The organism is Citrobacter sp. Cf087, assembly GCF_030334285.1.
Lineage (GTDB): Bacteria > Pseudomonadota > Gammaproteobacteria > Enterobacterales > Enterobacteriaceae > Citrobacter > Citrobacter freundii.
The window spans coordinates 523872-537091 of record NZ_JAOWED010000030.1 but is presented as its reverse complement, the minus strand read 5'-3'; the positions used below and the strand labels follow the sequence as shown (position 1 = coordinate 537091).

The following is a 13220-nucleotide window of genomic DNA, read 5'->3' as shown; positions in this document are numbered from 1 at the left end:
ATCAGGGATAAAGTGTTATGAACGCAGCGTTATGGATCAGTAAAACCGGCCTGTCGGCGCAGGATGCTGAGATGAGTGCGATTGCCAACAACATCGCTAACGTCAATACCACGGGCTTTAAGCGCGACCGCGTGATGTTCCAGGATCTGTTTTATCAGACTCAGGAAGCGCCGGGCGCCATGCTCGATCAAAACAACATCATGCCGACCGGAATGCAGTTCGGTAGCGGTGTACGCATTGTCGGTACGCAGAAAACCTTCACCGAAGGGAATGTGGAAACCACCGACAATACGATGAACGTGGCCATCATGGGGCAGGGATTTTGGCAGGTGCAAAAGGCGAACGGGGATATTGCGTATACCCGTGACGGCAACATGCAGGTTAACGCTGACGGCGTGTTAACTAACTCTGAAGGCTTACCTCTGCAACCGGAAATCGATGTTCCGTCCGGCGCGACTAATGTGGCTTTTGGCGAAGACGGCACCGTGACGGCAATCCTGCCCGGCGACAGTGACCCTACCGAACTGGGGCAACTAACGCTGGTGAACTTCGCTAACCCGGCCGGGCTTTCAGCGGAAGGCGACAACCTGTATCTGGAAACCGCAGCCAGTGGTCAACCGACGGAAGGTATTCCCGGGGAAGATGGTCTGGGGACTTTGCAGGACAGCGCTCTGGAAGGCTCAAACGTGGATATCGTCAACGAAATGGTGGCGATGATCAACGTGCAGCGCGCCTATGAGATGAACGCCAAAATGGTCTCTGCGGCAGACGATATGCTGCAGTTTATTAGTCAGACGCTGTAACTCAAGAATGTGAAATGCCGGATGGTACAGCTCCATCCGGCAGAAATAGGCAGAACGTGAAAAATTATCTCTGGCTGATGGTACTGCTTCCCCTGTTAAGCGGGTGCGAATCGCAGGCTCTCCTGGTCAAAAAAAATGACGAATTCTTTGCTCCGCCCAAAACCGAGGCACCGCCAACGGCGGATGGCCGCGCGGGAGGGGTGTTCGAAACGGGTTACAAGTGGTCGCTGACAGCGGATCGCCGCGCCTATCGGGTGGGGGATATCCTGACCGTGATGCTGGAAGAATCCACCCAGTCGAGCAAACAGGCGAAAACCAATTTCGGTAAGAACAATACCGTGGATATTGGCGCGCCGACCCTCTTTGGGCATACCAAAGATAACCTTTCCGCGTCCGTGGACGCCAATCGTGACTTCAACGGGACGGCGACCTCGCAGCAGCAAAACAGTTTACGTGGCGAAATTACGGTGTCGGTACACTCGGTACAGTCGAACGGTATCCTGGAAATTCGCGGTGAAAAATGGCTCACCCTCAACCAGGGCGATGAGTACATTCGCCTGAGCGGCCTGGTGCGCGCCGATGACATTCAGAACGACAACTCCGTCTCATCGCAGCGTATTGCCGATGCGCGTATCTCCTATGCGGGTCGTGGCGCATTGAGCGATGCCAATGCGGCGGGCTGGCTGACGCGTCTGTTTAACCATCCTCTCTTCCCGATCTAATGCAGGATTTTACTATGCAACACTTAAGCGGGCGCTGGATGAAGGCGTTAAACGGCATCGTTATTGCCCTGAGTCTGGCGCTGCCTGGCGCGGCGCAGGCGCGATCTCTGGAGTCGCTGGTCAACGTCCAGGGCGTCAGGGAAAACCAACTTGTCGGCTACAGTCTGGTGGTCGGTCTGGATGGAACCGGGGATAAAAACCAGGTCAAATTCACCAACCAGACAATTACTAACATGCTGCGCCAGTTCGGCGTACAGCTGCCGAGTAAAATCGATCCGAAGGTGAAGAACGTTGCGGCGGTGGCGGTCAGCGCGACGTTGCCGCCCATGTACTCGCGTGGGCAAACCATTGACGTCACAGTCTCGTCGATCGGCGATGCCAAAAGCCTGCGCGGCGGTACATTACTGCTCACCCAATTACACGGTGCTGACGGAGAGGTTTACGCCCTTGCACAAGGGAGCGTGGTGGTCGGCGGGATGAACGCCACCGGGGCCAGCGGCTCCAGCGTCACTGTGAATACCCCCACCGCCGGGTTGATACCGAATGGGGCATCCGTGGAGCGGGAAATTCCCAGTGATTTCCAGATGGGCGATACCATCACGCTTAATCTGAAACGTCCTTCTTTCAAAGATGCCAACAATATTGCGGCGGCGATCAACGCGTCGTTTGGCGGCATTGCGACGGCGCAAAGCTCGACCAACGTCAGCGTCCGCGCGCCAACCAGTCCAGGGGCGCGCGTCGCCTTTATGTCTCAGTTGGATGACGTCCAGGTGCAGGCGGAAAAAGTGCGTGCCCGCGTGGTATTTAACTCGCGTACCGGCACAGTGGTGATGGGGGATGGCATTGCCCTGCACGCGGCGGCGGTGTCGCATGGCAGCCTGACGGTGTCCATCAATGAAAGCAGCAACGTCAGCCAGCCGAATGCGTTTGCTGGTGGTCGTACGGCGGTAACGCCGCAGAGTAATATTTCGGTGAATCATGCCCGCCCGGGAATGATCAGTCTGCCAGAGTCCAGCAGTCTGAAAACGTTGGTTAACGCCCTTAACAGCCTAGGCGCCACGCCGGACGACATTATGTCGATTTTGCAGGCCCTGCATGAAGCCGGAGCGCTGGACGCCGATCTGGAGGTGATTTAATGGCCGACATCAAAGTGAATCATAGCGGGGGCATTGACGGCAGCGATGCGTTAATGGGCCCGAAAATTAAAGATAACGATTTACAGAAAGCCGCTCAGCAGTTTGAAGCCATTTTCTTACGCAACATGCTGAAAGAGATGCGTAAAACCAATGAGATCTTCGACTCAAAAGACAACCCGTTTAACAGCGACTCGGTACGCATGATGCAGGGATTTTATGACGATCAGCTGTGCAACAGTCTTGCCCAACAACACGGCATTGGCATTGCGGCGATGATCGTCAAACAACTCTCCCCTCATCACAAAGGATAAAGGTTGCGCGGCGGCTTAAGAACTGTGGTTTTTTCGCCGCTCTTAATCGGCAAGGTTGTTAACGACAGACCGGGTGACTGACCGGCGAGGACTCTTTGATGGACATGATTAATATTGGCTACAGCGGCGCATCGACGGCGCAGGTGGAGCTTAATGTAACCGCGCAAAACACGGCTAACGCCATGACCGACGGTTATACCCGGCAGGTTGCCATCACCAGTACCATTGGCGCCAGCTCCGGTTCAGCCAACAGTGCGGGTAACGGTGTGCAGGTGGACAGTATTCGCCGCGTTTCTAACCAGTATCAGGTGAACCAGGTGTGGTATGCCGCCAGTGATTACGGCTATTACAACACCCAGCAGGAGTATTTAACGCAACTGGAAACCGTTCTCAGCGACGATAACAGTAGCCTGAGCGGCGGTTTTGACAACTTTTTTGCCGCGCTAAACGAAGCCACCACCAGCCCGGATGATTCCGCCCTGCGTGAACAGGTGATCAGCGAGTCCGGTGCGCTGGCGCTGCGTGTGGATAACACGCTGGACTACATCGACTCGCAAAGCAGTGAGATCGTCAGCCAGGAACAGGCGATGGTGGCGCAGGTGAACACCCTGACTACCGGGATTGCCAGTTATAACCAGCAAATTGCGGAAGCTGAAGCCAACGGCGATAACGCCTCGGCGCTGTACGATGCTCGCGATCAGATGGTGGAGCAACTGAGCGGCATCATGGACGTGCAGGTCAATATTGATGATGAAGGTAACTACAACGTTACGCTGCAAAACGGTCAGCCGTTGGTCAGCGGGCAGGAGAGTTCCACCATTGAACTGGAGACTAACGCCGACGGTACGCAGAGCATGTCTCTGACCTTTGCCGGGACCACATCGTCCATGGATACCGATACCGGAGGCTCGCTGGGGGCGCTGTTTGATTATCAAAATCAGGTACTGACGCCGCTGACGGGAACGATTAACAGCATGGCGGAGCAGTTTGCCGATGCAGTTAACACCCAGCTTGCGCAGGGCTATGACCTGAACGGAAATCCCGGCGAACCGCTGTTTATTTATGATGAAAATTCATCTGATGGCCCGCTGGAAGTGAATCCCGATATCACCGCCGACGAGCTGGCGTTTTCCAGTTCGCCGGATGAAAGCGGTAACAGCGATAACCTGCAGGCGCTGATCAATATTTCTACCGAACCGTTGGATATAGAGGGGCTTGGTAGCGTAACCGTGGGTGAAGCCTGTTCGTCGATCATCAGTAATATTGGTATCTACAGCCAGCAGAACCAGACCGAAGCGGAAGCGGCGGCCAACGTCTACTCCGAAGCGCAGAACCAGCAGAGCAGCGTCAGCGGCGTCAGCATGGATGAAGAAGCGGTGAACCTCATTACCTACCAGCAAATTTACGAGGCCAACCTCAAAGTTATCTCAACGGGCGCAGATATTTTCGATTCTGTGCTGGAAATGTGTAGCTAACCTGGAGAGGAATGAATATGCGTGTATCTACTCAGCAATCTTATGTGTCCATGACGCAGAGTTTTAACGATCTCTCCAGCGATCTGTCCCATGTCGTTGAGCAAATGGCGACTGGGAAAAGTATTCTGCTGCCGTCTGACGATCCGATCGCGGCGACCCGTATTACGCAACTTAACCGCCAGCAATCGGCCCTCGACCAGTATCAGAGCAATATTGACTCCGCGACGGCGGGCATGAGTCAGCAGGAGTCGATCCTTGATGGCGTGAATAACGATCTGTTGGCGATTCGCGACGATCTGCTGGAAGCGGCGAACGGCACCAATACCGCCGATTCGTTAGCCAGCCTGGGGCAAGATATTCAGTCGATGACCGAAGCGATGGTCTCGGCATTAAATTACCAAGATGAAGACGGGCACTATGTGTTTGGCGGCACGGTCAACGATCGGCCGCCGATTGTCGCCGTGGACAACGACGGTGATGGCGTGACTGATAGCTATACCTACCAGGGTAACGGCGATCATCGCCAGACCACGGTTTCCAATGGCGTGGAAGTTGATACCAACGTGGCGGTCAGTGATTTCTTCGGCGATAGCCTGGACGTGCTGAACACCCTGACGTCGCTGTCGAAAGAGCTACAGGATCCGTCGGTTGACCCAGCCGACCCGCAGGTGCAAAGCGATATTGAAAATGCCATCAATACGGTGGATGACGCTTCCGACTCGCTCAATGCTTCTATTGCCACCATCGGTGAAACGCAAAATACGATGAGTATGCTGAGCGGCGCGCAAACGGATATCGCCACCTCTAACGATCAGCTGATTGGTCAACTGAGCGATCTGGATTACGGCCCGGCTTCCATAACCTTTACCGGTCTGGAAATGGCGATGGAAGCCACTTTAAAAACCTACTCCAAAGTGAGTGAGTTGAACCTTTTCAGTGTTATTTAACAGCGAGCAGTAGCCCAGGAATAGTATGCAGGTCGGTTTAAATACAACATCACTCTCCGGTAGCGGAGCGCTTAATCCTTCTGTACAACAGCATAGCGTTGCGCAGAATGTCCCTGTCCGTCAAAAGTTACCCGCAACGGCGAGTGATTACCCGGCCTCACCGCTTATTACCACCCGGCCTCAGCGCTACAGTGTGCAGCTCAACGATCAGCTCACCACGCTGCAGCAGGCCGATCACTACCTGGGGCAACTGGAACAGCATTTGCTGGATTATCGCCATGCCTCGCGCCGTGGCGGGCAGACGCAGCAGCAAAAGGGAGCTGAGCTTACCCAGTGGCTGGATAAACGAACGGCATTATCCGGCGGCGCGGTTGACCGGCAGCTGCGTCCGGTATTGCAAGGCGAAGCGCGGGTGACCTTTCACTCGCCTGAACTGGCGCAGATGCTGCAAAAAAATGCCATAAGCTCGCGCATGTTTAGTGTCTCTGACGGACGGCAAACGCAGCACTCTGCGGTGGTGGTCGGTGAAGATCTGGATCCCGGTCAGTACAAAATGATGATGAGCAACGCGCTGCGTCGTGTCGGTGTGCAGGTGCATGACCAACAGGGCGCACTGACCTTCTCCACCACGGAAAAGGAGTGGCCGCAGATTGAACAAACCCTGAGCGTACGTGATATGGACGCAAAGTCTTCTGCGTATACGCAGCTGACGACTTTTGCCGATCCTTGCCGTACGGACGAATTACTGCAGAGCGTATTGCAGGGCAGTTCCCGCACTCAGGATGGGTTACAACAGGCGCTGGATGCTATTGGCGATCAGCGCGCGCAGATGGCCGCGCAGCAGGAGAAGGCCCGGCAACTGATTGACGGTATGGCGCGTTTTCCGCAGGCAGAAAGTGCGGTAAAAGCCTCAGAGTCACTCGGTGGGGTATTAGATCATGCTAATCACAATTATCAGGTATTAGCACAAGCGGTTAATGGACAGGCCCGGCTTTCCAGTCAGACCGTCCGTAGTCTATTACGCTAGCTCTAGTTTGGCTGGCATGCTGTTGTTGAGAATATAAATGCAGAGGGGTCTGTGACTAACAGGCCTCCAACATCCTGAGTAAAAAGCAAATTTTGCTGTGGGTTTAAATGAATCCACCAGGCATGCAGATTGTGTTCAACAATAAAGGTACTGAAATCTGATAAGCGAAAGTCATTTTTATCGGCTTTCGCATCGCTAAAATGAAACTCACCCTGTTTAGACAATCCCGCGTAACGATTAATACATGCTGAGATCTTAAATGTTGACGGCGCTTTGTTATTTTGGTCCAGAGGGACGAGCGTCAGAGCAGTGTTTTTGTCCTGTGGGCTCATAATGAGTGCGTAATGCGCATTCTTGCCGCTATTAAGATCGTAATTAGCAATGACCGTGTTCTCAATGCGTGCATGAGCCATGAAGGTAAAAAATAAAGTTACAGTAGCCAGAAGATAGAGGAAGTAACTATTTGCACTTTGGCATTTCATTTAACATTTTCTCCACTTCTTTAATTAAAACACTATTCATTTCATTATCTTTATTGAGCCAGCTACTAAAATTCAATGCTAACTGCCAACTGTCATTGCATTGATTGCTCAGTACAATATCAAGTGCGAATTTGTTCAGCGACACTCTGTAATACAAATCCATTGAGACATTGTGCGTCACCAACAGTTGATTGATTTGTTGCACTCCAGGGAGAATATGTTGCGAGAAAAGAGACGGCGATGTTTTTTTTTCATCTGGGTCGTAAAGATGGTAAACCGTAACATGACTGGCACTCTCAAGATTTTCTTTTACTAACTGTGGGGTTTCTTCCGTTTTCGTGACGGATGATGTTTTAAAATCAGACATCAGAACAAACAACAAAAGCGCGATAATAATGACGGGCAGGGTGATAAGAACGGCTCTGTAAGGATGACTTTTAGCATCCGCGGGTTTCTCTAATTCATTGTTTAATAAAGGTGTGGGTGGTTTTTTCGGCACTCCCTGATTTGTGCTCGCGCTTTCTTCAGGCACGCTGTTTGCAGATAAAACAGCACTCTCTTTGGTTTCATCACTGGCGATGCCATCAACCACATTAATATTGTGGTCAATATCTTCGGACAGGTAGTTTTTATTAAACAAATACCCTTTTTTAGGGATCGTTTTTATAATTTCCTGTTGTTTTCCATCATCATCGATCGCGACGCGCAAGGCATGAACGGCTGTGGGCAGGCTATTTCCACCGACGATGCGATTCTTCCAGACTGCGGTCATTAAAAACGAACGCGATAAGACGACATCGGCATTTTTAGCTAATGTCTCTAACAGAATAAAATGGTATTCGCCGAGCCGACGCGTTTCGCCAGTCTCACAATGGATTAACGCATTAAGCGAAGAATCCATTCGCCAGTTATTGACTACAATACTCATGATTTTGTCTACCCGTGCAAGATTTTTTAAATCCTTGATGTCACACCGTTAAAAATCAGTGCATTAAAATTCTGAAGGAATTGAGATATCTTTTTCTGGCTGCCAGGATGAGACGTGGCAGCCTGATCGGTGTTGAGTGTTTTTTGTTCTGTCCGAAAAAGGACTGAAAATGTAACGAAAGTGTCCTGGACTCACAATATAAAAGTACGTTGTATTTGCAACTAAATGTAAATATAGACGTGAGTGATGTAGGTTAAACTATTTTTGATTAGGTATAATCTTATTAATTTCATGGCGTTAACGTTCGATGTTTGACGGCGATCATTTCATTATTAGATATTTCTAATAATCTTTTAATTAAAAATTGATTGAGCTAATTCTTATGTTGTGAGGTGTGGTGAAAAATAGCACGGGATGCTAATAAAGGCAGCGCTTAGCGTTTGTTTATATCCCCTGAACTGATTTTTTAAACGAGTGAAAAAATTTTTTCTCCGTGCTTTAAGTTTTCCGAACGGGTGGTCGTTTTTACAGGGTATCGAAACGAAAACGATTATTCCCAAGGAGCAGTACCATGTTATCGATTAATACTAATACCGCCTCAATGGCAGCTGTAAACGCTATCAACAAAAGCAGCGCATCCCTGTCTACTTCGATGGAACGTCTGGCGACAGGTAACCGCATTAACTCTTCTGCTGACGATGCTGCAGGCAAACAGATTGCCAGCCGCCTGAGCGCACAATCCGACGGTATGGGCGTTGCACTGAGCAACATTCAGGACGCAACCGCAATGCTGCAGACCGCAGATAGCATGTTTGACGAAATGACCGACGTGCTGGGTCGCATGAAAGACCTGTCCACGCAGGCAGCGAACGGAACCTACAACAGCGACGACCTGCAGGCGATGCAGGATGAATACGACGAACTGGGCCAGCAGATGTCTGACATGCTGCAGAACACCACCTACGGTGGTACTAACCTGTTCGGTACGGCATCTGGCAGTAATACCGGTGTTTCTGGTCTGTTCCAGAGCGCAGTCACCTTCCAGGTGGGTGCTGAGTCTTCTGACACCATGACCGTGGACATCTCCAGCCAGCTGGGTGATCTGGTGACAGATCTGACAGCTGTCAGTGATGCTTTCTCTTCTGATCAGGCTGGTACTGGTGTTTCTGGTGGTACTGAGCTGACCGCTTCTGGTTCTGCTAACGGTATGATCAGCACTATCCAGACCGCAATGGACGATGTGTCCAAGATCCAGTCCAAACTGGGCGCGTCTATCAACCGTCTGAACGACACCGCAAACAACCTGACCAGCATGCAGGACAACACTAACGTAGCGATCGGTAACATTATGGATACCGACTACGCGACGGAAGCCTCCAACATGACGCAACAGCAGGTGCTGATGCAAACCGGCATCACCATGCTGAAACAGTCCAACAGCATGTCCAGCATGGTGTCCAGCCTGCTGCAGTAATTCTGTTCAGTGGTGAAATTGCGCCATTCACAACACCGCCGACTGGCGGTGTTGTGCTTTCAGCGGTCGAGACTATTTCAGGAAAACTTCCTGAATAAGGGAAAATTCATTTCCTCTCATAATTTAACTTGCTGAATTTAAAATATAAAAATATTGGCATGTATTTTGCTATCACATCGATAACGTCGCACGGAGTTATTCATGATCAACCCAAGAACTATGGCGAAAGCCGCAGCTTATGCCGATATCGCCACGCAGAGCGCCAACCTGCAACAACAGCAGGCAGAGTTAGATGCTGAGAGTAGCGGGCTGGATTCGCTGAGCACGGCATTAACCGATTTCCAGTCGGCTATTGATGCCTTGAACAGTGATACAGACGGTCCACTGACCTTTTCGGCGACATCGAATAACGACTCTACGACGGTTTCTGCCAACTCGGAAGCGCAGGCGGGAACGTACTCGTTTTATGTCAGCTCGCTGGCACAGGGACAGCAGTCTACGTTCCAGATGACAGACAATACTTACTATGCAACCGGTACGCTTGATCTGACCATGGCAGATGGCAGCAACATGGAGATCGAGCTTTCTACGGCCGATAGCGATGGTGATGGCTATATCGATGCCACCGGGCTGGTAGATGCTATCAATAGTAGTGACGACAACCCGGGCGTTTCGGCTGCGCTGGTGAAAACAGATGGTCAGACAACCATTATGCTGACGTCAGATACTACCGGCGCGCAAAGTGGTTTTACGGTGACCGTGAATAACACTGGCACTAGCACAGTCATAACCACTCCGGATACCGCGGAGACTAGACCAACAGATGCTGTAATTAATCTGGGAGGTAAGGATGGGCCGGCCATCACCAGCAGCAGTAATACCTTCGATGATGTGATTCCCGGTGTGACCATGACTTTTACGGAGGTCAGCGATCCAGACGATGCCAGCGATGTCACGACGATTACCGTGGCAGAAGATTCCAGCGCCTCACAGGCAAAAGTACAGACCTTTGTTGATGCCTATAACACCCTTGTCGACACCGTAGACTCATTAACCAGTAATGGCGGTGATGGTTCTAATCCTGGTGTTTTTGCGGGTGACGCCGGGCTCAATTCATTAACCAACCAACTTGACGATATCGCCCACTCTTACTACGACGGCGTATCGATTGTTGATTATGGCATCTCGCTCGATTCCGACGGTCATTTAGAAATTGACTCCGATAAGTTTAACGAAGCGATGGAAGCGAACCCGGATGGCCTGACGTCTATCTTTGTCGGTGATGACAGCATGGTCGCGCAGATGGATGACCTGATGGACAGCTATCTGGACTCCAGTACCGGCATCATCACTATGCGTGAAGACAACATTGAGGATCAGCAGAGCAAAATCCAGGACGAAAGCGATCAGCTTACTGAAACCTATAACACCAACTACGAACGCTACCTGGAAGAGTACACCAATACGCTGATTGAAACGTACACCATGAAAGTGAGTATGGCCGCGTTTATGTAAGCGACCGGTTTAGTAAAAGAATAGAGAGTCAATATGTACGACACGCAGGATGGTTATTCGCAATACAAAGAGATGGATCTTGCTGCCCGTACGGCAGCTGCATCGCCTTTAGAGCTGGTGCTGGTGCTGTTTTCCGGTTTGATGGATGAACTGGAACGAGCCAAAAGCCACATTGAGAACAAACGCTATGAGCGTAAAGCGCAGAGCATTAATAAATGCATCGATATTCTCAACGCCTTAACCAGCTCGCTGGAGTTTGAAACCGGCGGTGAGCTGGTGGTGAATCTCTCCCGACTTTATGACCACTGCGTTTATCGCCTGTATGAGGCCAGCAGTGAAATGTCATTAGAAAAGATCGATGAAGTGATCCTGATCCTGACGAATCTGCGCACAGGTTGGGAAGGTCTGTCGGCAAAACTGGGGTAAGGCGATGGAAAGAGAGCGTCAGCAACAACAGCTTTATGCCCTGGTAAAAGAGATGAATGACGCCCTCGATCAAAAGCGTTGGCGGCGGCTACCCAGCCTGCATCAGCAGGTAATGCGTGTTTTTCATGAATATGAAGCCTGGGAAACGGATGTCAGCGCGTTGCGCAAAGTTAAAGACAACATGCTTTCGGCATTTGAAGCGCTGATTGCGCGACGAACTCAGCGTGCGGAAGAACTTAAAGCGCGAATGGATAAACATCAGCAAAACCAGGAAGGAATGTTGGCGTATTCAATGATTAATTTAATGTCGGAGAAGGCATGAATCCTGTATTACTGGCCTCGACCAGCGCGATGGCAGAGACCACGCCAGAACGAGTGGCTATTTCGACCTCAACGACCCCTGCGAAAGGCGGCGCGTTTGCTTTACCGCAGGCTGGATTAAATGCAATGGCTGAACGCCTGATCGGCGCAAAAGTAAATCAACAGCAGGCATCGACGACTGAGCACAACCACGATGACGCAGATCCGGCAGCCATGCAGGCATTGCTGGCGATGCTATTGGCGCAACCGACTCAGGCAGCCCCGGCCGATTTACAAAAGCAGCCTGATGGCGACATGTTGAGAATGCTGGCGCAGGTGCAAACCACCCATTCTGGGTCATCACTGTTGCGCCAACTGGCGAGCGCCATGGCCCAGCCGGAAAAAACGTCCACGCCATCTGCTGAGCAGCATACAACTGACTTATCGTCACTGCCGCCTAAGCTGCAAACGTTATTGGCGTCACTCAGCGAGGATTTGCCGCCAGCAACTCCGGATCAACAGGCTAAGCTGGCGACGTTTTCCGCCCAGGATCTGCGTGCGATTGCGCCGGAGCCTGCGTCACTCTCGACCACCCAACAAATTTCTGCTCGGGTGAAAGCAACCCAGAACGCCAGTCCTCGCCCGGTGGTGGAGAGAAAAAACGCTGGAGTGACGGTTAACCCGGCGCTCTCTACGCAAAGTTTGCTCAATACCGCGGCGCAGGGAAATCAGCCGGTGAATCCGCTGACTGACCATAACATCGTGTCGACGCAAGCGTCCTCGCCAGTGACGATGTCAACGGAGGAGCTCGGGGAGAAGCTCACCGCGCTGCTTAAAGACAGAATTCAGTTCCAGATTGGTCAGCAACAGCAGGTGTCGACCATTCGTCTTGATCCCCCTTCGCTGGGCAAACTTGAAATTGCTGTGCAACTGGATGCAGGCAAGCTGATGGTTCACATCGGCGCAAATCAGAGCGATGTCTGCCGCTCATTGCAACAATTTAGCGAGAACCTACGCCAGCACCTGACGGCGCAGAACTTCATGGAAGTCAATGTTCAGGTCTCTTCCGAGGGGCAATCGCAGCAGCAAAAACAGCAGTCAGGTCATCAACAGGATGAGGTGACGTCGGCATTAGTGCTCAATGATGAACCTCAATTTCAACGGAATGAATCCGTTCTGATCAAAGTGTAAAAGTAAAATGAAGAAAATTGTTATCGCGTGTGTGATCAGCTCCGTTGTGGCTCTGGGTATTGCGGGGGGCGCAGGATGGGGCATTTATCATTCTATGAATAAGCGAACTACGGCTGCAGCAGAGGTTCCTGCCCATGAAGCGGAAGACAGCCAGGATGAATCCAGCAGTATTTTTGTCTCCCTGCCGGAAACGGTGGTTACGCTGCATGATGATGAAGGGAGCGATCGCTATATGGTCGCTGAGCTGGTAATGGTCGTTGATTCAGAGAAAGATGCTGAAAAAATTAAGAAGGACGAACCGCTCTATCAAAGTATTACCGTAGATGAGCTTTCGAATATGAAATATGAAGATATTCGGGCGCTGAAGATCTCCGATATCAGAAAGAAAGTATTTGAGAATCTGAAAGTCGAATTAGCGAAACGCAAAATGGCGACACCTTATAAGGACATATTGGTGAAAAAAGTCGTGTTCCAATAAGCGAC

15 protein-coding genes are annotated in these 13220 nt (G+C 51.1%); 13 read left to right on the top strand and 2 right to left on the bottom strand.

Annotation, left to right across the window (positions count from 1 at the left end):
* The first annotated feature begins 17 nt into the window (after positions 1-17).
* The 7 genes from flgG to OGV57_RS16340 all read left to right on the top strand — a co-directional run bounded on the left by flgG (position 18) and on the right by OGV57_RS16340 (position 6421).
* Entirely contained in the window at positions 18-803 is a 786-nt protein-coding gene (gene flgG / locus OGV57_RS16370) for a flagellar basal-body rod protein FlgG (RefSeq protein WP_003838810.1), read from the top strand.
* Positions 804-859: 56 nt separating this feature from the next.
* Entirely contained in the window at positions 860-1525 is a 666-nt protein-coding gene (gene flgH / locus OGV57_RS16365; protein ID WP_003838808.1) for a flagellar basal body L-ring protein FlgH, read from the top strand.
* A 14-nt stretch (positions 1526-1539) separates the two neighbouring features.
* Positions 1540-2661 carry a flagellar basal body P-ring protein FlgI gene (locus OGV57_RS16360; protein ID WP_044714336.1) on the top strand — a complete coding sequence of 374 codons (1122 nt, stop codon included), beginning with the start codon at positions 1540-1542 and terminating at the stop codon, positions 2659-2661.
* 8 nt (positions 2662-2669) lie between these two features.
* Positions 2670-2972 carry a rod-binding protein gene (locus OGV57_RS16355; RefSeq protein WP_029139422.1) on the top strand — a complete coding sequence of 101 codons (303 nt, stop codon included), beginning with the start codon at positions 2670-2672 and terminating at the stop codon, positions 2970-2972.
* 98 nt (positions 2973-3070) lie between these two features.
* Entirely contained in the window at positions 3071-4447 is a 1377-nt protein-coding gene (gene flgK / locus OGV57_RS16350) for a flagellar hook-associated protein FlgK (protein WP_003838802.1), read from the top strand.
* Positions 4448-4464: 17 nt separating this feature from the next.
* Complete coding sequence (flgL, locus tag OGV57_RS16345) at positions 4465-5394, top strand: flagellar hook-associated protein FlgL (RefSeq protein ID WP_054528669.1); 930 nt, start codon at positions 4465-4467, stop codon at positions 5392-5394.
* 25 nt (positions 5395-5419) lie between these two features.
* A complete protein-coding gene (locus OGV57_RS16340; protein ID WP_016149614.1) occupies positions 5420-6421 on the top strand; it encodes a hypothetical protein in 1002 nt (333 codons plus the stop codon).
* A 2-nt stretch (positions 6422-6423) separates the two neighbouring features.
* Here the strand turns inward: OGV57_RS16340 and OGV57_RS16335 are convergent, their stop codons facing one another.
* Together OGV57_RS16335 and OGV57_RS16330 are read right to left on the bottom strand one after the other, a co-directional pair.
* Entirely contained in the window at positions 6424-6903 is a 480-nt protein-coding gene (locus OGV57_RS16335; protein ID WP_054528104.1) for a hypothetical protein, read from the bottom strand.
* Entirely contained in the window at positions 6881-7831 is a 951-nt protein-coding gene (locus tag OGV57_RS16330) for a transcriptional regulator (protein ID WP_054528105.1), read from the bottom strand. Before OGV57_RS16330 ends, OGV57_RS16335 begins: the two co-directional genes overlap by 23 nt.
* Positions 7832-8402: 571 nt before the next feature.
* Here OGV57_RS16330 and lafA point away from each other — a divergent pair.
* From lafA to OGV57_RS16300, 6 genes are all read left to right on the top strand, one after another.
* A complete protein-coding gene (gene lafA, locus OGV57_RS16325) occupies positions 8403-9305 on the top strand; it encodes a lateral flagellin LafA (RefSeq protein ID WP_003838793.1) in 903 nt (300 codons plus the stop codon).
* A gap of 201 nt (positions 9306-9506) precedes the next feature.
* Positions 9507-10820 carry a flagellar filament capping protein FliD gene (gene fliD, locus OGV57_RS16320; protein WP_046669757.1) on the top strand — a complete coding sequence of 438 codons (1314 nt, stop codon included), beginning with the start codon at positions 9507-9509 and terminating at the stop codon, positions 10818-10820.
* A gap of 33 nt (positions 10821-10853) precedes the next feature.
* Positions 10854-11246 (top strand): flagellar export chaperone FliS, encoded by a 393-nt coding sequence (gene fliS / locus OGV57_RS16315; protein WP_046669758.1) that lies wholly within the window; start codon positions 10854-10856, stop codon positions 11244-11246.
* Positions 11247-11250: 4 nt separating this feature from the next.
* Entirely contained in the window at positions 11251-11568 is a 318-nt protein-coding gene (locus OGV57_RS16310; RefSeq protein ID WP_046669759.1) for a hypothetical protein, read from the top strand.
* On the top strand, positions 11565-12737 hold the full coding sequence (locus OGV57_RS16305; RefSeq protein WP_054528106.1) for a flagellar hook-length control protein FliK: 1173 nt from the start codon (positions 11565-11567) through the stop codon (positions 12735-12737). Before OGV57_RS16310 ends, OGV57_RS16305 begins: the two co-directional genes overlap by 4 nt.
* 7 nt (positions 12738-12744) lie before the next feature.
* Complete coding sequence (locus OGV57_RS16300) at positions 12745-13215, top strand: flagellar basal body-associated FliL family protein (protein ID WP_003843790.1); 471 nt, start codon at positions 12745-12747, stop codon at positions 13213-13215.
* Positions 13216-13220 lie beyond the last annotated feature (5 nt).